The organism is Massilia aurea (genome assembly GCF_024753205.1).
Classification (GTDB): Bacteria; Pseudomonadota; Gammaproteobacteria; order Burkholderiales; family Burkholderiaceae_D; genus Telluria; species Telluria aurea.
Genome location: NZ_JANUGZ010000002.1, coordinates 441,425 through 463,294 on the forward strand (window position 1 = coordinate 441,425; position 21,870 = coordinate 463,294).

Here is a 21,870-nt window from a genome sequence, read left to right on the forward strand (position 1 = left end):
ATACATCTCCATCCATGCCGCCCGGTGCAAACCTGGCGGCATTTTTTTTGTGCGCCGCCGTCAAACGGCCGACAGCGGAACTGGCCGGCCCTGCTCTTCGACCTCGTGCACGCGGGTCAGGAAGTGCATCTTGTGTGGCGCGCGGTGACGTTCGTGGAGTACACGCGTGACCACCTCGACGCGGCGCGGTCGCAGGGCAAGCTGGCATGGATCGGCTACGCCGCCACCGCCCGGTATGGCATCGGCCAGTTGCTGCGCCAACGGCTGGGCCACGGTGCCGGTGATGACGGTGGCTGCGCCATGAAGCACCGTGTGGAGTTCGAATGCGTGCGATTGCGGCAGCACGTATACGGTGCCGATGTATTCATTGCTGTACTCGTCCATATGCCCTCCGGCATGTTGCGAGAAAGGCGGCGACGCTGCTACCGCCACATCAATACATCTTAGACCTTTGGCGGCGTGCTGCAAGCGGCGCGCATGCTGCGCACGCCCAAAAAAAACCGGGACCATCACGGTCCCGGTTTCGCTTGCCACGTTGCCGGTCAGCGCTTGCGCGGTGGCGGCAAATCGGTGCAGACACCTTCATACGCCTCGGCTGCCATGCCGATCGACTCGCCCAGCGTTGGGTGCGGGTGGATCGTCTTGCCGATATCCACGCCATCGGCGCCCATCTCGATCGCCAGCGCGATCTCGCCGATCATGTCGCCGGCGTGCGTGCCGACGATCGTGCCGCCGATGATGCGGTGCGTTTCAGCGTCGAACAGCAGCTTGGTGAAGCCCTCGTCGCGGCCATTGGCCACGGCGCGCCCGCTGGCGTTCCACGGGAAGTGACCCTTCTCGACCTTGATGCCCTGCTGCTTGGCTTCGTCTTCGGTCAGGCCCACCCATGCCACTTCGGGATCGGTGTACGCTACCGATGGAATGACCTTAGCGTCGAAGTGCGTCTTCTTCTCGAAGGCCGCCTCGGCCGCCACGTGCGCTTCGTGCACCGCCTTGTGCGCCAGCATCGGCTGGCCCACCAGGTCGCCGATGGCGAAGATGTGCGGCACGTTGGTGCGCATCTGGCTGTCCACGGCGATGAAGCCGCGATCGCTCACCAATACGCCGGCCTTGTCGGCAGCAACCTTCTTGCCGTTCGGGCTGCGGCCCACGGCCACCAGGACCAGGTCGTACAGCTGCGGTTCCGGTGCAGCTGTACCCGCTTCGGCTGATTCGAACGTGACCTTGATCCCTTCCGGCAGCGCTTCCACGCCAACGGTCTTCGTCTTGAGCATGATATTGTCGAAGCGGTGCGCGTTGTACTTCTGCCAGACCTTGACGGCCTCGCGGTCCGCGCCCTGCATCAGGCCATCCATCATCTCGACCACGTCGATGCGCGCACCCAACGTCGAATACACGGTCGCCATTTCCAGGCCGATGATGCCGCCACCGATGACGAGCATCTTCTTCGGCACCTGGCGCAATTCCAGCGCGCCCGTCGAATCGACGATGCGCGGGTCTTCCGGCACGAACGGCAGCTTGACCACCGACGAACCGGCTGCGATCACGGCCTTCTTGAAAGCGATGACCTTCTTGCCGCCATCGGCTGCCGTGACTTCGATGTGGTTCGGGCTCAGGAATGCGCCCACGCCCTGCACCGTGTTTACCTTGCGCGCCTTGGCCATGAAGGCCAGGCCGCCGGTCATCTTCTTGATCACGCCATCCTTGTAGCCGCGCAGCTTGTCGATGTCGACTTCTGGCTTGGCAAACGCCACGCCCAGGTCGGCCATGTGCGCCGTTTCATCCATGACGGAGGCCACGTGCAGCAGCGCCTTCGACGGGATGCAGCCCACGTTCAGGCACACGCCGCCCAGCGTTGCGTACTTTTCGACCAGCACGGTGTTCATGCCCAGGTCGGCCGCGCGGAACGCAGCGGAGTAGCCGCCGGGACCGGCGCCCAGCACCATCATGTCGCACTCGATGTCGACCTGGCCGCTGTAGCTCGATGCGGCCGGCGCCGGCGCTGCGCCCAACTGGGCTGCCGGCGCCGGATGGGCCGGTGCGTACGAATCCGTTGGGCCCGTGGCCGCCGTTGGTGCGACGGCTTGCGCGCCGATCTGCGCGGCCGGCTTGGCATCGGCTGGCTTGGACTCGGCCGGCTTGGCCTCGGCTGGCTTGGCTTCGGCGGCAGGGCTGGCTGCGCCCTCTTCCACCGTCAGCAGCAGCGTGCCTTCGTTGATCTTGTCGCCGACCTTGACCGTGATCGACTGGACCACGCCCGCGTGCGTCGACGGGATTTCCATGCTGGCCTTGTCCGATTCAACGGTGACCAGCGACTGGTCGACCTTGATCGTGTCGCCGGCCTTGACCATCAACTCGATGACTTCGACGTCCTTGAAGTCACCGATATTCGGGACTTTCACTTCAACAGTGCTCATCAGTGCGCTCCAATCACAGAAGGGTCTTGCGCAGGTCCGCCAGCACTTCGCCCAGGTAGGCGGAGAAGCGCGCGGCGCCGGCGCCGTCGATCACGCGGTGATCGTACGACAGCGACATCGGCAGCATCAGGCGCGGCTGGAAGGTCGAACCGTCCCACACAGGCTTCATCGCCGACTTGGACAGGCCCAGAATCGCCAGTTCAGGTGCGTTGATGATCGGGGTGAACGCAGTACCACCAATACCGCCCAGCGACGAGATGGTGAACGTTGCGCCCTGCATCGCGGTTGGCGGCAGCTTGCCGTCGCGCGCCTGGGCCGACAGTTCGCCCATTTCAGTAGCGATCTGCGAGATGGTCTTCTTGTCCGCATCTTTCACGACAGGGACCACGAGGCCGTTCGGCGTGTCGGCCGCGAAGCCGATGTTGTAGTACTGCTTGGTGATCAGGGCTGCGCCATCGCCCGACAGCGACGCGTTAAATTGCGGGAATTTTTTCAGCGCGGCGACGCTCGCCTTGATGACGAAGGCCAGCATGGTCAGCTTGACCGCCGACTTCTGCTTGGCCAGCGACACGTTGGTATCGACGCGGAACTGCTCCAGGTCGGTCACGTCGGCTTCGTCGAAGTGCGTCACGTGCGGGATCATGACCCAGTTGCGATGCAGGTTCGGACCCGAGATCTTCTTGATGCGCGACAGCGGCACCGTTTCGGTCGGACCCAACTTGGAGAAGTCCAGCGATGGCCAGGCCAGCAGATCCAGACCGACGCCACTGCCGCCGGCTTTTGCCGGTGCTGCAGCAGGTGGCGCTGCCATCACGCCCTTGACGAAGTTCTGCACGTCCTGCTGGGTGATGCGGCCTTTCGGACCGCTGCCCGGCACACGGCCCAGGTCCACGCCCAGTTCGCGCGCGAACTTGCGGATCGATGGCGAAGCGTGGGCTTTCGAACCGGTCACGCCTGGTGCGGCTGGTGCTGGTGCGGCGGCTGGTGCAGGTGCTGCGGCTGGTGCCGGCGCAGGTGCAGCAGCAGCAGGTACCGGTGCAGCAGCGGCTGGCGCAGGCGCGGCTGCAGGTGCGGCAGCCGGTGCGCCGCCAGTCGCTTCCACGACCAGCACGAGCGAATCCTTGGCCACCTTGTCGCCAACCTTGACCTTGATTTCCTTGACCACGCCGGCATGGCTCGACGGGATCTCCATGCTGGCCTTGTCCGATTCGACGGTCAGCAGCGACTGGTCGACCTTGATCGTGTCGCCCACCTTGACCATCAGTTCGATGACTTCGACTTCTTTGAAATCGCCGATGTCCGGTACGGTCACGTCGACCAGGCCGCCGGATGCAGCGGGTGCAGCAGCTGGCACTTCGGCAGCCGCCGGCGCAGGGGCAGCCGGTGCAGCAGCAGGTGCAGCTTCGGCAGCCGGAGCGGCAGCAGGTGCGTCAGCCGCGCCGCCCGCTTCTTCGAGCAGCAGCACGAGCGAACCTTCGGCAACCTTGTCGCCGACATTAATCTTGATTTCCTTGACCACGCCGGCATGGCTCGACGGGATCTCCATGCTGGCCTTGTCCGACTCGACGGTCACCAGGGACTGGTCCACCTTGATGGTGTCGCCCGGCTTGACCATCAGCTCGATCACTTCCACTTCCTTGAAGTCGCCGATATCAGGGACTTTGACTTCCACAATGCTCATAGTGTTAGCTCCGTTATTTTTTGAGTTAGCGTCCGAGCCGTCGTTCCAGCGAAGGCTGGAACCCAAGTTTGCCTGCATCCAGGCGAGCGCGAATGAATCGGCTGTACAAAGGACTTGGGTTCCCGCCTGCGCGGGAACGACGGTTCATGAGCATTACTGGGTCACCGGATTCGGCTTGTTCTGGTCGATGCCGTACTTGGCGATCGCCTGCGACACGATGGCGCGGTCGATCTTGCCTTCGTCGGCCAGTGCGCGCAGCGAAGCCACCGTGATGTAGTAGCGGTTCACTTCGAAGAACTCGCGCAGCTTGACGCGCGAATCCGAGCGGCCAAAGCCGTCCGTGCCCAGCACTTTATAGGTGCGGTCCTTCGGCATGAAGCCGCGGATCTGCTCGGCGAACATGCGCATATAGTCGGTCGTCGCGACGATCGGGCCGCTGGTAGCGCCCAGCATCTCGGTCACGTACGGCACGCGCTGTGGCAGTTCGGGGTTGACCATGTTCCAGCGTTCGCAATCGTTGCCGTCACGTGCCAGCAGGGTCAGCGACGGTGCCGACCACACGTCTGCATCGACGTTCCAGTCGTTCTTGAGCAGTTCTGCTGCAAACATCGACTCGCGCAGGATGGTGCCGCAACCGATCAGCTGGACGCGTTGTGCATTGTCCTTGCCGCCTTCTTGCAGCAGGTACAGGCCCTTGAGAATGCCCTCTTCCTGACCAGGCTTCAGGCCCGGCTGCGGGTAGTTCTCGTTCATGATGGTGATGTAGTAGAACACGTCTTCCTGTTCTTCCACCATGCGGCGCAGACCGTCCTGAATGATGACCGCGACTTCGTGACCGAAGGTCGGATCGTACGGCAGGCAGTTCGGCACGGTTGCGGCGATGATGTGGCTATGGCCGTCTTCGTGCTGCAGGCCTTCGCCGTTGAGCGTCGTGCGGCCGGCGGTGCCGCCCATCAGGAAGCCGCGGGCACGGATGTCGCCCGCCAGCCAGACCAGGTCGCCCACGCGCTGCATGCCGAACATCGAGTAGAACGTGTAGAACGGGATCATCGTGCGGTTGTTCGACGAGTACGACGTCGCTGCAGCGATCCACGAGCTCATGCCGCCCGCTTCGTTGATACCCTCTTGCAGGATCTGGCCTGCCTTGTCTTCGCGGTAGTACATCACCTGGTCGCGGTCGACCGGCTCGTACAACTGGCCCTGCTGGTTGAAGATGCCGATCTGACGGAACAGGCCTTCCATGCCGAAGGTACGCGATTCGTCGACCAGGATCGGCACGATACGCTGGCCGATGCTTTCGTCCTTCAACAGGCTCGTAATCACGCGCACATACGCCTGGGTCGACGAAATTTCGCGGCCTTCAGGAGTTGGCTCGAGCACGCCCTTGAACGACGCCAGTGCCGGCACCGTCAGCTTTTCGTCCGACTTTTCACGGCGCTGTGGCAGGTAGCCGCCCAGCGCTTTGCGGCGCTCGTGCAGGTACACCATTTCGGGCGCATCGTCGGCCGGCTTGAAGAACGGGATGTCGGCCAGCTGGTCGTCGGGAATCGCGATATTGAAGCGGTCGCGCATGTCGCGGATCGCCTGGTCGTCGAGCTTCTTGGTCTGGTGCGCGGTGTTGCGCGCCTCGCCCGACTTGCCCATGCCGAAGCCCTTGACGGTCTTCACCAAGAGGACGGTTGGCGTGCCCTTGTTTTCCTGCGCGTTCTTGAATGCGGCGTAGATCTTGTGCGGATCGTGGCCGCCGCGGGTCAGACGCCAGATGTCGTCGTCGCTCATCTTCGACACCATCTCGAGCAGCGCCGGATCCTTGCCGAAGAAGTGCTTGCGCACGTAGGCGCCGTCCTTGGCCTTGTAGTTCTGGTATTCGCCGTCGACCGATTCCATCATCACGCGCTGCAGGATGCCGTCCTTGTCCTGGGCCAGCAGCGGATCCCACTGCGAGCCCCATATGACCTTGACGACATTCCAGCCGGCGCCGCGGAAGTCGGCTTCGAGTTCCTGGATGATCTTGCCGTTGCCGCGCACCGGACCGTCCAGGCGCTGCAGGTTGCAGTTGACGACCATGACCAGGTTGTCGAGCTGCTCGCGTGCGGCCATGCCGATCGCGCCCATCGATTCCGGCTCGTCCATCTCGCCGTCGCCGCAGAAGACCCAGACCTTGCGGTTGTCGGTCTTGGCGATGCCGCGTGCGTGCAGGTACTTCAGGAAGCGCGCCTGATAGATCGCCATCAGTGGGCCAAGGCCCATCGACACGGTCGGGAACTGCCAGAAGTCCGGCATCAGTTTCGGGTGCGGGTACGACGACAGGCCCTTGCCGTCGACTTCACGGCGGAAGTTGAGCAGCTGTTCTTCGGTCAGGCGGCCTTCGAGGAAGGCGCGTGCGTAGATGCCTGGGGACGAGTGGCCCTGGATGTACAGCAGGTCGCCGCCGTGGTCTTCGGTCGGGGCGTGCCAGAAGTGGTTGAAGCCCGTGCCCAGCATATTGGCGAGCGAAGCGAACGACGAGATGTGGCCACCGAGGTCGCCGTCAGCGCGGTTGGCCTTGACCACCATCGCCATCGCGTTCCAGCGCATCCACGAGCGCAGGCGCTCTTCGTATTCGAGGTTGCCGGGCGAGTTCTGGTTCAGGTGCGCGGGAATCGTGTTGACGTACGCGGTATTGCTCGAGAACGGGACGTGCGCGCCGCGACGGCGCGCCAGGTCCACCAGGCGCTCCATCAGGTAATGGGCGCGTTCCGTTCCTTCATGTTCGATCACCGCCTCCAGCGCATCGAGCCATTCCTTGGTCTCGATTGCATCCGGATCGTTGGCGGTTTGCGAGGTCAACTGGTCGAGTTGAGCTGCCATGTCATGCGTCTCCTAGTGTGGTACGCCCCATCCGATCCCTGCGCAGGCTGGCGGCGGTTGATGAAATTCGAACTATCTTTTAGCTAAACCATCAGATTCTAACAGTGGACTTCCCCATTTTCAAACTATGATATTCGATTTCATAATGTGAAAACCTATGCTGCGACTGCACAATTTGTATAGGGAAATGTTGAACTTCCTGCCACCAATCATCGTATACCGAAGCGTCTGAAACACGGCAGAAAAGGGTATTTTCAGCTATCCGGAACGGGCGACAGCGAACGGCAACCCAGGCGCGGGCCGTATAATTCTGTTTTTGCCCAGGACGAGCCTCCCACCATGCCAGCCCAACACATCGACGGAATCCTTCTTTCCCAACAACTGCGCACCGACATCGCCGCGCGCACTGCCAAGCTCACCGCAGCCGGCAAGCAGCCCGGCCTGGCCGTGATCCTGGTCGGGGAAGATCCCGCCAGCCAGGTCTATGTGCGCAACAAGGTCAAGGCCTGCGGTGACGTCGGTTTCCACTCGGTGCTCGAAAAATACGACGCCGACCTGAGCGAAGCTGCCCTCCTTGATCGCATTGCAGCATTGAACACCGATCCGGCCATCCACGGCATCCTCGTGCAAATGCCGCTGCCGAAGCACATCGACCCCAATAAAGTCATCGAAGCGATTTCGACGGCCAAGGACGTCGACGGCTACTCGGTGCTGTCGGCCGGTGAACTGATGACGGGCCTGGAAGGCTTCCGTCCATGCACCCCGTACGGCTGCATGAAGCTGATCGAAACCACGGGTGTCGACCTGCGCGGCAAGCACGCTGTGGTCATTGGCCGCAGCAACACCGTCGGTAAACCAATGGCCATGCTGCTCTTGCAAGCCAATGCCACCGTGACCATATGTCATAGCGCGACCGCGGATCTGGGCTACCACACCCGCCAGGCCGATGTCGTGGTGGCCGCCGTCGGCCGCCGCAATACCCTGACCGCCGATATGGTCAAGCCGGGCGCGATCGTGATCGACGTGGGCATGAACCGCGACGACGCGGGCAAGCTGTGCGGCGACGTCGATTTTGCCGGCGTGCGTGAAGTGGCTGGCCACATCACCCCGGTACCGGGCGGTGTGGGCCCCATGACGATCACGATGCTGCTGCAAAACACGGTGGAATCAGCGGAACGCGAACTGAAGAATCAACGCTAACGAATCTGGAAGGACTATTGATGACGAACGAAACGAGCAATCCCCTCCTCGACTTTTCCGACTTGCCGCGCTTTGACGCGATCAAGCCCGAACACGTCACGTCCGCCATCGACAGTCTGATCGCCGAGGCGAACGCCGTCGTGGCGCAGCTCGAGGCGCCGCTGGATGAGGTTACCTGGGCCACGCTGGCCCCGCTCGACGAGGTCAGCGAACGCCTGGGCCGCGCCTGGGGCGTGGTCGGCCACCTGAACCACGTGGTCGACACGCCCGAGCTGCGCGCCACCTACAACGAGAACCAGCCGAAGGTCGTCGAGTTCTCCACCGCGCTGAGCCAGAACGAGGCGCTGTTTACCAAGTACAAGCAGTTGCGCGAAAGCGCCGGTTTCGAGGCGCTGAGCGACACCCGCAAGCGCATCGTCGAAAACGCGCTGCGCGACTTCCGCCTGGGCGGCGCCGAGCTGGCCGCCGACAAGAAAGAACGTTTCGCCGAGATTCAGGAACAGCAGTCGCAACTGTCGACGCGCTTTTCGGAAAACGTGCTCGACGCCACCAACGACTACAAGCTCGTGGTCGACAGCGAAGCCGAACTGGCCGGCCTGCCGGACGACGTGAAGGCCGCTGCGAAAGCCGCTGCCGAACGCGATGGCAAGACCGGCTGGCTGTTCACGCTGCACTTCCCGTCGTACTTCCCGATCCTGCAGTTCAGTACCAACCGCGCGCTGCGCGAAACGATCTACCGCGCCACCGCGACCAAGGCGTCCGACGCCGGCATCATGTTTACCGATGTCGCGAAGTGGGACAACTCGTCGAACATCGTCAAGTTGCTGCAACTGCGCAATGAAGAGGCGAAGATGCTCGACTACGGCAGCTTTGCCGATGTCTCGCTGGTGGCCAAGATGGCGCAAAGCCCGCAGCACGTGATCGAATTCCTCGAAGACCTGGCGCGCCGCGCCCGCCCGTATGCCGAGAAAGACCTGGCCGAGCTGCGCGCGTTTGCGCGCGACGAGCTGGCAATCGACGACCTGCAATCGTGGGACGTGGCCTTCGCCTCCGAAAAGCTGCGCGAGCAGCGTTACGCGTTCTCGGCCCAGGAAGTGAAGGAATACTTCCCCGAGCCGAAAGTGGTCGCCGGTTTGTTCGGCGTGATCCAGGAGCTGTTCGGCGTGACCGTGCGCCCGGACGACGCGCCAACCTGGCACCCGGACGTGCGCTTCTTCCGCATCGAGCGTGACGGTCAGCTGGTCGGCCAGTTCTATCTGGACCTTTATGCGCGCGCCGGCAAGGCGCAGGGCGCGTGGATGAACGATGCGCGCGGCCGCCGCCTGCTCCACGGCGGCACCGTGCAAACGCCAGTGGCATACCTGGTCTGCAATTTCACGCCGCCGGCAATGAAAGATGGCGTGCTGCAGCCGTCGCTGTTCACGCACGACGAAGTAACCACACTGTTCCACGAATTCGGCCACGGCCTGCACCATATGCTGACCGAAGTCGAAGAACTGTCGGTGTCGGGCATCTCGGGCGTTGAATGGGATGCGGTGGAACTGCCATCGCAGTTCATGGAAAACTTCTGCTGGGAGTGGGACAAGCTGCAGCAGATGACGGCGCATGTCAAAACCGGCGAGCCGCTGCCGCGCGCGCTGTTCGACAAGATAACGGCCGCAAAGAACTTCCAATCCGGGATGCAGACGCTGCGCCAGGTCGAGTTCTCGCTGATCGACATGCACCTGCACTACGATTTCGACGCGCACAATGGGCAAGTCCAGGCGCTGATCGATGACGTGCGCCGCAACTTCGCGGTCATCACGCCGCCGTCGTTCAACCGCTTCCTGCATTCGTTCAGCCACATCTTCGCGGGCGGCTACGCGGCCGGTTACTACAGCTACAAGTGGGCCGAGGTGCTATCGGCCGACGCTTATGCGGCATTCGAAGAAGCGGTCGAAGGTGGCGGCGCCGATCTGTTTGAAACGGGCCGGCGCTTCCAGCGCGAGATTCTGGCAGTGGGCGGTTCGCGCCCGGCGCTCGATTCATTCAAGGCCTTCCGCGGTCGCGAGCCCTCGATCGATGCCTTGCTGCGCCATAGCGGCATGAATGCCTGACCAATTGGATCGACCCTGTCGGGAGTGCAAGCGCACTCCCGATTTTCCATAAGCGCCCATGACCCGCATCGACTTTCATACCAATATCCCGGATAAGCTGGCCTATGCCTGCCGCCTTGCGCGCAAGGCATATGGCGCGCGCGCCAAAATCGTCGTGCTGGCCGATAGCCCCGAACAAGCCGACGCCTTGAATGCCGCCATGTGGACCGTGTCGGATACTGATTTCATTCCGCACGTGATGGCCGGCGACCCTCTGGCGGCGCAAACGCCGATCGTGATTACCGATAATGAAGACAGCGAACTGCCGCACCACGATATGCTCGTGAACCTGACGCGCCGCAGGCCGCGCAACTTCACGCAATTTGCGCGTGTGTTTGAAATTATCTCGATCGATGAAGAAGATGCCGCCGAAGGCCGCAAACGCTATATCGCGTATAAAAAAGAATCCTATCCGCTGACCCACTTCGTTGCAGGACAATCATGAGCCACGATCCCGCTTTCGATGCCAGTATTCCCGTGTTGACCGAAGTATTCGCGGAACCAACCGCGCCGGGCACGCCGCTGGCGCAGCCGGCACCGGTGGTCGAAGCAGAGACCCCGCCGCCGCCTGCGCCCGTGGTGGCCGCGCTTGAGGATGCGCCAGAAGCGCTGGAACGGCGCGCCGTCGATCATTGGAGCGGCGAGCAATGGAGCGTGATGGAGCGCCGCGTTACCGAGCGCATCCTGCAGCAATTGCAGGGCCGGATCGATTTCGTGCTCGAACAGCGCCTGCGCGACGGTATTGCCGAAGCCGTCGACAAAGCAATGACCAGTTTCTCGGCCGATATTCGTAACAGCCTCGGCGATACGCTGAACGATGTCGTGACACGCGCAGTTTCACAAGAAATTGCACACATCAGAATGCTGGAAAAATAAACCCGCACCACATGCCGTTCTGCCTTCCGTTTGATTCGAAATTAACCCCGCGCACGATTGTCATTCCAAATTGGCGATTCAATAGTAAAATCCCTGCGCGGCTCTTCGAAACGAATCGAATCACCTAATCAAGGAAGAAACAAAATGGCAAACATCAATCTGTCGGGTTATAACCTCGCCGAACTGAAAGGTCTTCAATTCGATATAGAAAAGGAGATCAAAAACCGCCAGCAGCAAGACGTCAAGAAAGCGCGTGAGCAAATTCTCGAGATCGCCCAGAATATGGGCATCTCGGTCGAGGAACTGCTGGCCAAGGGCGGCAGCACCAAAGCCAAGAAGGCGGGCGGCGGCGCGAAAGTCAATCCGCAATATCACAACCCGGCTGACAATACCCAGACCTGGACCGGCCGTGGCCGTCAACCAAAGTGGGTTGTCGACGCACTGGGCAAGGGCAAGTCGCTGGACGACCTGCGCATCTAAGCCTCGTAGTACCACGCAAGACCTGCACGCCGCCGTGACCTTCGTCCGGCGGCGTTCGCATTTCCGCCCGGCCCATCCATTCACGTGTTTCGGCTAAGATTGCAACTTCAGCAATCAGCCGGTCGTCGTCGTGAAACGCACTCCCCTCATCGCAGCACTCGCCGGCGCCGCCATCCTGGCCGTCGGCACCGTCTTCTGGTTCACTGACCGGGTCGAACCCCACAGCGGCGCCACCCCGGTACTGACCGCCCCGGTCGCCAAAACCCAGCCATTCTGGCCTGCCCGCGTGCACCTGCTGGCAGGCGACGGCCAGGACGGCGTGCTCGATGGCGCAGCACCCGCCAGCCGCTTCAGCGATCCCTACGGCGTGGCCATTGGCCCGCGCGGCGCAATCTATGTCGCCGACGGGGGCGAAGCCAACCGCATCCGCGTCGTCCGGCCCGATGGCGCGGTCTCGACGCTGGCCGGTGGCAAGGAAGGCTTTGTCGATGGCCTGGGTGCGGCCGCCGCGTTCAACACGCCGTCCGCCATCGCGCTCGACCACCTGGGCAATCTGTACGTAGCCGACACGGGCAACCATGCGATCCGCCGCATCGCGCCGGGTGGCGCCGTGACGACGCTGGCCGGCAACGGCAGTCCTGGCTATGTGGATGGCATCGGCCGCGCCGCCCAGTTCAACGGCCCGGTCGGGATCGCGGTGGATGACGCCGGCATCGTCTACGTGGCCGACACCTACAACGACCGCATCCGCCGCATCGCCCCGGATGGCACGGTGACCACGCTGGCCGGCACTGGCAAGCCGAACCTGTTCGACGGCCCTGGCACGGCCGCCGCCTTCGATACCCCGAGCGCGCTGGCCGTCGACCACGACGGCAACCTGTACATCGCCGACACCGGCAACAACGCGGTGCGCCGCCTGCGCCCCGACGGCACGGTCGACACGCTCGCGCTGCCGCCCGAGGCCGAGCGCCGGCCTGCGCTACGCCGTCCGGTGGGCCTGGCCGTCACACGCGACGGCTACCTGTACATCGTTGCCAGTGCCGGCGGACGCATCCTGCAGATGACGCCAACGGGTGAATTCCGCCCGCTGGAGGACACTGACCACCCGCTCGAGCCGAACGGTTTCGGCAGCGACGGCACCGTGCAGCTCAACGGCCCGCGCGGCATCGCGGTTGCGCGCGACGGCAGCCTGGTGGTGGCCGACGCCAACGCCCATCGCCTGCACCGCATCGCGCCGCCGCGCGCAGGCGAAGCCGCGCCCGTGCTGGCGTGCCCGCCGCTGCAACGGCGCACGGAACCGATGCCCTGGCCGCTTGGCCCGCAAGACACGGTCCATGAAGTCGTGGGCGTGATGGGCGAAGTGCGCGGCACGTATGGCGGCGACAGCCGCGACCATTTCCACGCGGGCCTGGACGTACGCGGCGACGTCGGCGCAACCGTGCTGGCGATCCTGCCGACCAAGGTGACCGATCCGTATGCCAATTGGGGATTCAACAACCTCGGCGAAGGCATGAGCGTGGGGCCGCTGTCGTACATTCACATGCGCGTGGGACGCGATCCCCAAGGCCGTGCGCTCGATCCGCGCTTCCAGATCCAGCGCGAAGAAACCGCCAATGGCAAACCCAATGGCAAGGCCGTGCGCGTGCGGGTGCCGCGCGGCACCCGCTTTGCCGTCGGCGACAAGCTCGGCACGCTCAATGCGCTGTCGCACGTGCACCTCGATTACTACCAGGGCGGATCGCTCGTCAATGCGCTCACACTGCCGTTCATCGGCTTCGTCGACACGGTGACGCCGACGATCTCGCGCATCGCGCTGTACGACACTGCCGGCAAACGCATCACGGCGAGCAAGGGCCAGCCCCTGCGCCTGGAGCGCACACTGGGCGAGCTGCAGATCGTCGTGAATGCCTATGACCAGGTGGACGGCAACCTGGCGCGGCGCAAGCTGGGCCTGTACAAGCTGGGCTACCAGGTGCTGCGCGCCGATGGCACGCCACTGCCCGGCTTCGAGCAGCCCGTCATCACGCAGGTCTACGACCGCCTGCCGCGCAATCCTGACGCCGTGAAAGCGGTGTATGCACCGACCAGCGGCATCACGGTCTACGGCAGCGCATCGACCCAGTTCGACTATGCGCTGAACAACCGCCTGCGCGATGGCAGGATCGAGACGGGCAGCTGGCGCATCGCCGACCTGGCGCCGGGCGAGTACCTGCTGCGCATCCACGCCGCTGACTATGCGGGCCAGGTGGCGCAGAACGGCCGCGACCTGGCGTTCGTGATCGAGTAGAGCGCCTGGCAGCGAGCCGCGCATGGCTGGTGGGCGTGCAGAAATTCGTGCAGGGCGTGGACGTGATTTACCGGATCGGCAAGTAGGCCAGCCTGCCTTGCCGTGCGCCATGTCACGCGCCTGTCATCGAGACGTGAACGGATGAGTGCTCAGGCGTATGATGGACTCATCCACTGTCCACGAGAGGCACCAGCATGAGCAAGCACCATAAAACGAAGCACCTGACGCCCGAGGTCGCGGCGGTCGCGACGCCCGATCTGACGCAGGCAATCACAATCACAGAGGCAACCGAGACGACCGAGGCGACCGAGGCAGCCGACGAACCGCAAACGGACCAGCCGCTGCCAGCAGAGCCGGCCCCCGACGTCAAAGAAGCGCCGATCGGCGCGGTCAAGGCCGAACCGGTCCACCTGCGCGGGCGCATGACGCTCGAAGACGCGTTCCAGGCCATTGGCCTCAATTGTGTGGCGCAGATCGAAGCGAACGTGCCGGGCGTGCTGAAACAGCATGTCGAGAGCCTGCACCAGATGCGCGTGGGCCTGCGCCGCCTGCGCGCGCTGCTGGCGATGTTCGAGGAACTGGCGCCGCCGCCGGTGCCGCTGCATGCAAGCATCGAGTGGCTGTCCGGCGAACTCGGTCCTGCGCGCGACTGGGATGTGCTGGCCGATTCCACCATCAAGCGCGTGCCGGGCATCGATGCGCACGCGCTGCGCCAGGCCGCGCACGACCGCGCCACGGGCCACCACGCGCAGATCCTGCACGTGCTGCGCGATGCGCGCTATACCGAATTGATGGCGCAACTGAAGGACTGGCTGGGCGAGCGCCGCTGGCAGCCTGAAGGCGGCCTGCCGAAAGATTCGCCGCTGCTCGAACGCGCCGCGAAAAGCGCCCTGCCCCTGCTGCGCACGGCCGAGAAGCGCCTGGCCAAGCGCATCGACGGGCTGGATGAATCGGATGCACCGGGCCGTCACCGTGTGCGCATCGCGGCCAAAAAGGCGCGCTATGCGGCGGAATTCTTCCGCGACCTGCTGCCGGCGCAGCGCGTCAAACGCTACCTCGGGCATCTCGAAAAGCTGCAGGATCGCCTGGGCGCGCTGAATGATCTCGCCGTGGCTGACCAGTTGCTCGAAGAACTCAAGGGTGGCAGCAGCCAGGTCGCCAAGCAGGCGGCCTATGTGCGTGGGTATATCGCGGCAACCGGGCAAGCCGATGCGCAGGGGCTGTCGAAGGTGCTGGCCGACGTTGCCAAACGCCGCATCACGCGCTGATTTGCACCGGCGAGGCTGAAAAGAAAAAGGCCCGGGATTCACCCCGGGCCAGACTACAGAGTTACTTCACGTCGAAGCGGTCCAGCTCCATCACCTTGGTCCAGGCCGCCACGAAGTCCTTCGCGAACTTCTGGCCGGCGTCGGCGCTGGCATACACCTCCGAGATCGAACGCAGCTGCGCATTCGAGCCGAACACCAGGTCCACGCGTGACGCCGTCCACTTCTTCTCGCCGGTCTTGCGATCGCGGCCTTCGAAGCGTTCGACGCCCTGGCCAGGCCGCGTGGCAGGACGCCATTCGGTGGCCATGTCGAGCAGGTTGACGAAGAAGTCGTTCGTCAACGCGCCCTTCTGCTGCGTGAGCACACCATCGGCGCTGCCGCCCGTATTGGCGCCCAGAACACGCAGACCACCCACCAGCACTGCCATTTCCGGCGCCGTCAGCGTCAGCAACTGGGCGCGATCGATCATCAACGATTCAGCCGGGATGCTGTACAGGGCTTTCTCGAAGTTGCGGAAGGCATCCGCGACCGGTTCCATCGCATGGAACGATTCCACGTCGGTCTGCTCCTGCGACGCATCGGTGCGGCCCGGCGTGAACGGCACGGTGATGTCGTGGCCCGCCGCCTTGGCTGCCGCCTCGACGCCTGCATTGCCGGCCAGGACGATCAGGTCAGCCAGCGAGACCTGCTTGCCGCCCGTCTGCGCCCCGTTGAACTCGCCCTGGATGCTTTCGAGCTGCGCCAGCACGCGGCCCAGCTGTTCCGGCTCGTTGGCGGCCCAGTCCTTTTGCGGGACCAGGCGGATGCGGGCACCGTTGGCGCCGCCGCGCTTGTCCGAACCACGGAAGCTTGCGGCCGAGGCCCACGCCGTCGACACCAGCTCGCCGATGGCCAGGCCGGATGCCAGCACCTTCTCTTTCAGTGCTTTCGCATCGGCGTCGTCAATCGCCGCGCCTTGGGCGGCCGGCACCGGATCCTGCCAGATCAGCACTTCGGCCGGGACTTCCGGGCCGAGGTAGCGGGCACGCGGACCCATGTCGCGGTGGGTCAGCTTGAACCAGGCGCGGGCAAAGGCGTCCGCAAACTGGTCCGGGTTTTCCAGGAAGCGACGCGAAATCGCCTCGTAGGCCGGGTCCATGCGCAGGGCCAGGTCGGACGTCAGCATCGTCGGACGGTGACGCTTGGCGGCGTCATACGCATCCGGCACGGTGGCATCGGCGTCCTTGGCAATCCACTGGTGGCCGCCTGCCGGGCTTTTCGTCAGTTCCCACTCGTGGCCGAACAGGTACGTGAAGTAGTCGTGGCCCCATTGGGTTGGCGTGCTGGTCCAGGTGACTTCGAGGCCGCTGGTGATCGTGTCCGGGCCCTTGCCGCTGCCGAAGCTGTTCTGCCAGCCGAAGCCCTGGGCATGCAGGCCGGCCGCTTCCGGCTCTTCCTTGACGTGCTCGGACGGACCGGCGCCGTGGGTCTTGCCGAAGGTGTGGCCGCCGGCGATCAGCGCCACGGTTTCTTCGTCGTTCATGGCCATGCGGCCGAACGTGTCGCGGATGTCGCGCGCCGATGCGACCGGGTCGGGCTTGCCGTCCGGGCCTTCCGGGTTCACGTAGATCAGGCCCATCTGCACTGCCGCCAGCGGGTTTTCGAGGTCGCGCGAATGGGTGATCTCGCTGTCATCGTCCTTGTCGATGACACCGCGGCCTTCGACGCCGGGCGAACCCACCGTGTAGCGCTCGTCGCTGCCCAGCCACTTGTTCTCGCGGCCCCAGTACACGTCGAGATCGGGTTCCCACACGTCCTGGCGACCGCCGGCAAAGCCGAAGGTCTTGAAGCCCATCGTTTCGAGGGCGACGTTACCGGTCAGGATGATCAGGTCGGCCCACGAGATTTTCTCGCCGTACTTCTGCTTGACCGGCCAGATCAGCCGGCGTGCCTTGTCGAGGCTGACGTTGTCGGGCCAGCTGTTCAGGGGCGCGAAGCGCTGCTGGCCGCGGCCGGCGCCGCCGCGGCCGTCGCCGATGCGGTAGGTGCCGGCGCTGTGCCATGCCATGCGCACGAACAGGCCGCCGTAGTGACCGAAGTCAGCCGGCCACCAGTCCTGGGAATCCGTCATCACCTTGGCCAGGTCGGCCTTCACTGCCTCGAGGTCGAGGCTGTTGAAGGCAGCGCGGTAATCGAAGTCGCCACCCATCGGGTCGGACTTGGCCGAATGCTGTGCCAGCAGATCGAGACGCAGCGCCTTTGGCCACCAGTCGCGATTGGTCGTACCGGTGCCGGCTGCGCCGCTGAACGGGCACTTGGCCGGGATATTGTCCACACTCATTTGTTTCTCCTGTCTGATCGGTAAGATTTGACAAATTATAGAAAAACTTCGTGTACTCGTGGATTGGCAATGTTGATGGGTGCGATAGCGGATGTCGTACGGCCGGATGCAGCGCGCATCTTTGACCCGCTCCAATTTTCCAATCGGCAACATTACATCGACAACCGCTTTGTGGCGCGCTATCGTTCTTTCTTTCCAATAAGAAAGAAATCTTATCATGTCGATCAATCAACTCGTGTACGTCAGCCAGGCCACCCGCAAGATGTCCCCTAGCGACCTGGCAGGAATCCAGGACACGGCGAAGAATAACAATGCCCCACTCGACGTGACCGGAAGTTTGTTCTACAACGGCGGCTGGTTCCTCCAGGTGCTGGAGGGTCCGGTAGAAACGCTCGACAAGCTGTACCACAAGATCGAACTCGATCCGCGCCACAAGAATTCGCGCGTTCTCTATAACGAACCAGCCAAGTTTCGCACATTCCCGCGCTGGAGCATGAACATGATCAACCTGAATGATCGTCAGGCCGACAAATACGATGAACTGGTCGAGGTGCTGGAAGCTGCGCAAGCCAACCGGCGCATCGGCTCGGCCGCCCCGGCAGTGGCTTTACTGAAGATGTTTGCGAGCTGAGACTGCGCCGGCGCTCTACCAGCGGTCGAGCGTGACGAAGTCACCCAGCGTCCCCCGCTGGGCCCAGCCTTCCAGTTCGAGCATCGGCTTCGGATAGAACTCCGCCACATGCCCCAGGCACAGGATCGCCACCGGCTTGGCGCCTTCCGGTATTCCGAGCAAGGCCGCGAGCTGGTCGGGGTCGAACAGCGACACCCACCCCATTCCCACCCCTTCGGCACGCGCGGCCAGCCACATGTTCTGGATCGCGCAGGACACCGAGGCCAGGTCCATCTCGGGCAGCGTGCGGCGCCCGAACACGTGGCGCTCGCGCCCGTCCATCAGCGCCACGACCAGTACCTCGCCGCATTCACGCAGTCCCTCTACCTTCAGGCGCATGAATTCGGCGCCGCGCTCGCCCAGAGCATCGGCAGTGGCCTCGCGCTCCGCTTCAACGAGCGCGCAGATCTGTTCACGCAATGGCGTTGACGCGATGCGGATGAAGCGCCACGGCTGCATCATGCCGACGCTGGGCGCCTGGTGCGCCGCCGTCAGCAGGCGCAGCAGCACCGCCTCGTCGATCGCGCCGGGGATGAAGTGGCGCACATCGCGCCGCTCGGCGATGGCGCGGTAGACGCCCTCGATCTGGGCGTCGTCGAAGCGGTGCGCCATCGGCGTCACGCCTCTGCGCCCGCCTGGTGGAACACCAGGTCTTCCACGCGTTCGCCCTTGCACAGGTGCTGGTCGATGATGCGGTCCATATTGTCTAGCGTGACGTTGTAGTACCAGGTGCCGTCCGGCTGGACGCAGACGATCGGCCCGCCCTTGCAGGCCGCGAAGCAGCTCACCCGGCTGCGCTTGACGCGCAGCGGGCCGCCATCCAGGCCGCTGGCCTTGAACTTCTCGCCCAGGCTGTCGAACAACGCCTGTGCAGCGCCATCGGCATTGCAGCGAGGGCCGGTGCACACGAGCAGGTGGCGGCGGTAGACGCCGATGGTGGGCTTGACGACCTGGCGGGGCGTATCGGGTACGGGGGAATCGAGGGTGGTCATGCTTTGGTCAGGTGGCAAAGGCGGGAGAATAGCCGGCGATCTTACACCACGCGCCCTGCGGATCGCCCATAAAAAAGCGCGCCTTGCTCACGCAGGCGCGCTTCATGACGTGCAGCAGCCGGATGGCTTATTTCGTTGCGAGCACCCACTTGACCAGCGAGCGCGCTTCGGCTTCGCTGACCTGCGGATTGGCCGGCATCGGGATCGGGCCCCAGGTGCCTGAGCCGCCCTTGAGCACCTTCTGCACCAGCTTGTCTTCGGCGCCCTTCTGGCCCGCGTATTTTTCGGCGACGTCCTTGTAGGCCGGGCCAACCAGCTTGGTGGCCGACGTGTGGCAGGCCATGCAATTCTTGGCCTTGGCCAGGTCGGCCTGGGCCAGGGCGCTGCCGGATGCAAACGCCGACAGCACGACACACAACAACAGGGACCGCTTCATGGAATTCTCCGGATTAGTGATTGAGTGAATTTTACCGGCAATCCCCTGGGCCATCTGCAAGCGATACACTCTGTAACGCGATCACCACATTTGCTCATACGGTGTAACAGGAAACTGTTAAATTTGCCCATGAGCATCATTTACGCCGTAAGATGTGTGGCTACAAGGAGTTTTTACCATGCCCCTGATCCTGTTGATCGCCCTGCTTGCCGCCCTACGCGGCTTCGAAGTCTGGCGTTTTGCCGACCTGTCCTGGTGGTACATCATCGGCCTGATGGTGGTCGCCTTCATCTGGTTCGAGTACATCGAAAAGGCGCTGGGCCTGGACAAGCGCAAGGCGCACGACGTCGATGAACAGCGCCGCAGCGACCGCGTGAAAAAGTCGCTGGAAAAACGCCGCTGACCAGACCCCGGCGCTGTCGTCGTTGTGCTGTGATACATTGGACAACTCACCGAGCCCTGTCCATTCACACTTCCATCAATGCATCCCGAACTGCGCCAGCTCCGCCATTTCGTCGCCGTGGCTGAAGAGCTGCATTTCGGCCGCGCCGCGCAGCGCCTGCACATGACGCAGCCGCCGCTCTCGCAAAGCATCGCCAATCTCGAAGACCTGCTCGGCGCGCCGCTGTTTTTGCGCAACCGCCGCATGGTCGGCCTGACAGCGGCCGGCAGCGCGCTGCTGCCCGAAGCACGCCGCATCCTCGACGAGGCTGGCGCGCTGCCCGAACTGGTGCGGCGCGCGGCCAGCGGCGAGGCGGGCCGCCTGGCGCTGTCGTTTGTCTCCACGGCCGGCCTGGGCATGCTGCCCGACGTGCTGCGCCGCTACCGCGCCGCGTTCCCGGGCGTGCGCCTGGTGCTGCACGAGGCGACGTCCGACGTGCAATTCGACGACCTGCTGTCCGGCCGCATCGATGCCGGCTTCGTGATCCCGCTGCAGCCGGGCGCGCCGGCCGGCATGGCCGATCCTGCGCTCGACTACCGCAAGCTGCTCGACGAACCCTTGGTGCTGTGCGCGCCCAGCGGACTGGCGGCGCTGGCCGCACCGGGGCCGGTGTGGCTGCGCGACCTGCCCCCGCTGCCGCTGGTGATCTTCCCGCGCACGGTGGCGCCCAGCCTGCACGATGCGATCCTCGCGTGCTATCGCGCCGCCGGCGTGCTGCCCACGATCGGGCAGGAGGCAATCCAGATGCAGACCATCGTCAGCCTGGTTTCCGGCGGCATGGGCTTGGCACTTGTGCCACAATCCGTCTCGAACCTGATGCGCCCCGGCGTAGAATACCGTGCCCTGCGCGACGCCGCGCCGCTGGCCGAAACGGGCCTGGCATGGCGGCGCGATAACGATTCGCCCGTCCTCAAGGGCTTCCTGGACCTATTGAAGAAAGACTGATTATGCTGATTCATCCGCAGCCGGACCCGATCGCGCTCGCGCTCGGGCCGGTGCAAATCCACTGGTATGGCCTGATGTACGTGGTCGCCTTTGCCCTATTCATCATGCTGGGCCGCGTGCGCATCCGCATGCCGCACGTGGCGGTGCAGGGCTGGACCAAGGATGATCTGGACGACATGCTGTTCTACGGGATGCTCGGCGTGATCCTCGGCGGCCGCCTGGGCGAAGTGCTGTTCTACCAGCCGCTGTACTACCTGGCGCACCCGCTCGAGATCTTCATGATCTGGCGCGGCGGCATGTCGTTCCATGGTGGCTTCCTGGGTGTGCTGATCGCGATGGCGCTGTGGGCCCGCAAGCGCCGCCGCAACATCCTCGACGTCTACGACTTCATCGCGCCGCTCGTGCCGCTGGGGTATGCCGCCGGCCGCATGGGTAACTTCATCAACGCCGAACTGCCGGGCCGTCTGGCCGATCCGAGCCTGCCGTGGGCCATGCTGTGGCCGGGCGTGACCGGCCCGCGCCATCCGTCGCCGCTGTACCAGGCGCTGATCGACGGCGTGCTGGTCTTCATCATCCTGTGGCTGTTCGCACGCAAGGCGCGTCCGCGCCTGGCCGTGGGCGCCATGTTCACGCTGCTGTATGGCTGCGCGCGCTTCTTCACCGAATGGTTCCGCGTGCCGGATTGGGAAACCACCGTATTCGGCTTGCCGATCACGTCGGGCCAGGTATTGTCGCTGCCGATGATCGTTGGCGCGCTGGCCATGCTGGCGTGGGCGTATCGCAAAGCGCCGGCGCGCCCCGTGACGGCATAAGTACCCCCTGGGTGGGCGAACGCACAGAGCGCCCACCCTTGCTGCATCCACAATGGGCC

The 21,870-nt window shown here is 64.0% G+C and carries 19 protein-coding genes; 11 read left to right on the forward strand and 8 right to left on the reverse strand.

All coding sequences use genetic code 11. The features are described from left to right. Positions 1 to 60 precede the first annotated feature (60 nt). The 4 genes from NX775_RS07650 to aceE all read right to left on the reverse strand — a co-directional run bounded on the left by NX775_RS07650 (position 61) and on the right by aceE (position 6,948). On the reverse strand, positions 61 to 384 hold the full coding sequence (locus NX775_RS07650) for a hypothetical protein (protein WP_258835454.1): 324 nt from the start codon (positions 382 to 384) through the stop codon (positions 61 to 63). A 158-nt stretch (positions 385 to 542) separates the two neighbouring features. Next, the gene (gene lpdA, locus NX775_RS07655; protein WP_258835455.1) at positions 543 to 2,417 is read right to left on the reverse strand and encodes a dihydrolipoyl dehydrogenase; all 1,875 of its coding nucleotides are present in this window, start codon (positions 2,415 to 2,417) and stop codon (positions 543 to 545) included. Positions 2,418 to 2,430: 13 nt separating this feature from the next. After that, positions 2,431 to 4,098, reverse strand: a complete 1,668-nt coding sequence (aceF, locus tag NX775_RS07660) for a dihydrolipoyllysine-residue acetyltransferase (protein WP_258835456.1) — start codon at positions 4,096 to 4,098, stop codon at positions 2,431 to 2,433. Between the two features lie 153 nt (positions 4,099 to 4,251). Continuing rightward, positions 4,252 to 6,948: a pyruvate dehydrogenase (acetyl-transferring), homodimeric type gene (gene aceE / locus NX775_RS07665; protein WP_258835457.1), complete on the reverse strand. Its 2,697-nt coding sequence runs from the start codon at positions 6,946 to 6,948 to the stop codon at positions 4,252 to 4,254. A 339-nt stretch (positions 6,949 to 7,287) separates the two neighbouring features. On the opposite strand from aceE, the gene folD reads away from it, so the two are divergent. From folD to NX775_RS07700, 7 genes are all read left to right on the forward strand, one after another. Continuing rightward, entirely contained in the window at positions 7,288 to 8,148 is an 861-nt protein-coding gene (folD, locus tag NX775_RS07670; protein ID WP_183555862.1) for a bifunctional methylenetetrahydrofolate dehydrogenase/methenyltetrahydrofolate cyclohydrolase FolD, read from the forward strand. A 20-nt stretch (positions 8,149 to 8,168) separates the two neighbouring features. Beyond that, positions 8,169 to 10,244: a M3 family metallopeptidase gene (locus tag NX775_RS07675; RefSeq protein ID WP_258835458.1), complete on the forward strand. Its 2,076-nt coding sequence runs from the start codon at positions 8,169 to 8,171 to the stop codon at positions 10,242 to 10,244. A gap of 58 nt (positions 10,245 to 10,302) precedes the next feature. Further along, positions 10,303 to 10,728 (forward strand): DNA polymerase III subunit chi, encoded by a 426-nt coding sequence (locus NX775_RS07680; RefSeq protein WP_183555864.1) that lies wholly within the window; start codon positions 10,303 to 10,305, stop codon positions 10,726 to 10,728. After that, a complete protein-coding gene (locus tag NX775_RS07685; RefSeq protein WP_258835459.1) occupies positions 10,725 to 11,159 on the forward strand; it encodes a DUF2486 family protein in 435 nt (144 codons plus the stop codon). Before NX775_RS07680 ends, NX775_RS07685 begins: the two co-directional genes overlap by 4 nt. Positions 11,160 to 11,303: 144 nt before the next feature. Then, positions 11,304 to 11,639, forward strand: coding sequence for an H-NS histone family protein (locus NX775_RS07690; protein ID WP_258835460.1), 336 nt, complete (start codon positions 11,304 to 11,306; stop codon positions 11,637 to 11,639). A 130-nt stretch (positions 11,640 to 11,769) separates the two neighbouring features. Continuing rightward, the gene (locus NX775_RS07695) at positions 11,770 to 13,926 is read left to right on the forward strand and encodes an NHL repeat-containing protein (protein WP_258835461.1); all 2,157 of its coding nucleotides are present in this window, start codon (positions 11,770 to 11,772) and stop codon (positions 13,924 to 13,926) included. 194 nt (positions 13,927 to 14,120) lie between these two features. Next, positions 14,121 to 15,194, forward strand: a complete 1,074-nt coding sequence (locus NX775_RS07700) for a CHAD domain-containing protein (RefSeq protein ID WP_258835462.1) — start codon at positions 14,121 to 14,123, stop codon at positions 15,192 to 15,194. 61 nt (positions 15,195 to 15,255) lie between these two features. Here the strand turns inward: NX775_RS07700 and katG are convergent, their stop codons facing one another. Next, positions 15,256 to 17,514 carry a catalase/peroxidase HPI gene (gene katG / locus NX775_RS07705; protein ID WP_258835463.1) on the reverse strand — a complete coding sequence of 753 codons (2,259 nt, stop codon included), beginning with the start codon at positions 17,512 to 17,514 and terminating at the stop codon, positions 15,256 to 15,258. 217 nt (positions 17,515 to 17,731) lie between these two features. Here katG and NX775_RS07710 point away from each other — a divergent pair, with 217 nt between their 5' ends. Further along, a complete protein-coding gene (locus NX775_RS07710) occupies positions 17,732 to 18,145 on the forward strand; it encodes a BLUF domain-containing protein (protein ID WP_258835464.1) in 414 nt (137 codons plus the stop codon). 15 nt (positions 18,146 to 18,160) lie between these two features. On the opposite strand, the gene bluB is transcribed toward NX775_RS07710, so the two are convergent. The 3 genes from bluB to NX775_RS07725 form a co-directional block, all read right to left on the reverse strand. Continuing rightward, positions 18,161 to 18,796 (reverse strand): 5,6-dimethylbenzimidazole synthase, encoded by a 636-nt coding sequence (gene bluB / locus NX775_RS07715; protein WP_258835465.1) that lies wholly within the window; start codon positions 18,794 to 18,796, stop codon positions 18,161 to 18,163. Between the two features lie 5 nt (positions 18,797 to 18,801). Then, a complete protein-coding gene (locus tag NX775_RS07720; RefSeq protein WP_258835466.1) occupies positions 18,802 to 19,176 on the reverse strand; it encodes a (2Fe-2S) ferredoxin domain-containing protein in 375 nt (124 codons plus the stop codon). A 127-nt stretch (positions 19,177 to 19,303) separates the two neighbouring features. Then, positions 19,304 to 19,612 carry a c-type cytochrome gene (locus tag NX775_RS07725; protein WP_258835467.1) on the reverse strand — a complete coding sequence of 103 codons (309 nt, stop codon included), beginning with the start codon at positions 19,610 to 19,612 and terminating at the stop codon, positions 19,304 to 19,306. A 178-nt stretch (positions 19,613 to 19,790) separates the two neighbouring features. Here NX775_RS07725 and NX775_RS07730 point away from each other — a divergent pair, with 178 nt between their 5' ends. The 3 genes from NX775_RS07730 (at position 19,791) to lgt (ending at position 21,811) form a co-directional block, all read left to right on the forward strand. Then, a complete protein-coding gene (locus NX775_RS07730; RefSeq protein WP_258835468.1) occupies positions 19,791 to 20,015 on the forward strand; it encodes a TIGR04438 family Trp-rich protein in 225 nt (74 codons plus the stop codon). Positions 20,016 to 20,093: 78 nt separating this feature from the next. Further along, a complete protein-coding gene (locus NX775_RS07735) occupies positions 20,094 to 20,999 on the forward strand; it encodes a LysR family transcriptional regulator (protein WP_258835469.1) in 906 nt (301 codons plus the stop codon). Between the two features lie 2 nt (positions 21,000 to 21,001). Continuing rightward, the gene (gene lgt, locus NX775_RS07740; RefSeq protein WP_258835470.1) at positions 21,002 to 21,811 is read left to right on the forward strand and encodes a prolipoprotein diacylglyceryl transferase; all 810 of its coding nucleotides are present in this window, start codon (positions 21,002 to 21,004) and stop codon (positions 21,809 to 21,811) included. Positions 21,812 to 21,870: the final 59 nt, after the last annotated feature.

What these genes read in the sequence shown, in the direction of transcription:
- NX775_RS07650 (WP_258835454.1), bottom strand. Translation starts at nt 384, where the DNA reads ATGGACGAGTACAGCAATGAATACATCGGCACCGTATACGTGCTGCCG.
- lpdA (WP_258835455.1), bottom strand. Translation starts at nt 2,417, where the DNA reads ATGAGCACTGTTGAAGTGAAAGTCCCGAATATCGGTGACTTCAAGGAC.
- aceF (WP_258835456.1), bottom strand. Translation starts at nt 4,098, where the DNA reads ATGAGCATTGTGGAAGTCAAAGTCCCTGATATCGGCGACTTCAAGGAA.
- aceE (WP_258835457.1), bottom strand. Translation starts at nt 6,948, where the DNA reads ATGGCAGCTCAACTCGACCAGTTGACCTCGCAAACCGCCAACGATCCG.
- folD (WP_183555862.1), top strand. Translation starts at nt 7,288, where the DNA reads ATGCCAGCCCAACACATCGACGGAATCCTTCTTTCCCAACAACTGCGC.
- NX775_RS07675 (WP_258835458.1), top strand. Translation starts at nt 8,169, where the DNA reads ATGACGAACGAAACGAGCAATCCCCTCCTCGACTTTTCCGACTTGCCG.
- NX775_RS07680 (WP_183555864.1), top strand. Translation starts at nt 10,303, where the DNA reads ATGACCCGCATCGACTTTCATACCAATATCCCGGATAAGCTGGCCTAT.
- NX775_RS07685 (WP_258835459.1), top strand. Translation starts at nt 10,725, where the DNA reads ATGAGCCACGATCCCGCTTTCGATGCCAGTATTCCCGTGTTGACCGAA.
- NX775_RS07690 (WP_258835460.1), top strand. Translation starts at nt 11,304, where the DNA reads ATGGCAAACATCAATCTGTCGGGTTATAACCTCGCCGAACTGAAAGGT.
- NX775_RS07700 (WP_258835462.1), top strand. Translation starts at nt 14,121, where the DNA reads ATGAGCAAGCACCATAAAACGAAGCACCTGACGCCCGAGGTCGCGGCG.
- katG (WP_258835463.1), bottom strand. Translation starts at nt 17,514, where the DNA reads ATGAGTGTGGACAATATCCCGGCCAAGTGCCCGTTCAGCGGCGCAGCC.
- NX775_RS07710 (WP_258835464.1), top strand. Translation starts at nt 17,732, where the DNA reads ATGTCGATCAATCAACTCGTGTACGTCAGCCAGGCCACCCGCAAGATG.
- bluB (WP_258835465.1), bottom strand. Translation starts at nt 18,796, where the DNA reads ATGGCGCACCGCTTCGACGACGCCCAGATCGAGGGCGTCTACCGCGCC.
- NX775_RS07720 (WP_258835466.1), bottom strand. Translation starts at nt 19,176, where the DNA reads ATGACCACCCTCGATTCCCCCGTACCCGATACGCCCCGCCAGGTCGTC.
- NX775_RS07725 (WP_258835467.1), bottom strand. Translation starts at nt 19,612, where the DNA reads ATGAAGCGGTCCCTGTTGTTGTGTGTCGTGCTGTCGGCGTTTGCATCC.
- NX775_RS07730 (WP_258835468.1), top strand. Translation starts at nt 19,791, where the DNA reads ATGCCCCTGATCCTGTTGATCGCCCTGCTTGCCGCCCTACGCGGCTTC.
- NX775_RS07735 (WP_258835469.1), top strand. Translation starts at nt 20,094, where the DNA reads ATGCATCCCGAACTGCGCCAGCTCCGCCATTTCGTCGCCGTGGCTGAA.
- lgt (WP_258835470.1), top strand. Translation starts at nt 21,002, where the DNA reads ATGCTGATTCATCCGCAGCCGGACCCGATCGCGCTCGCGCTCGGGCCG.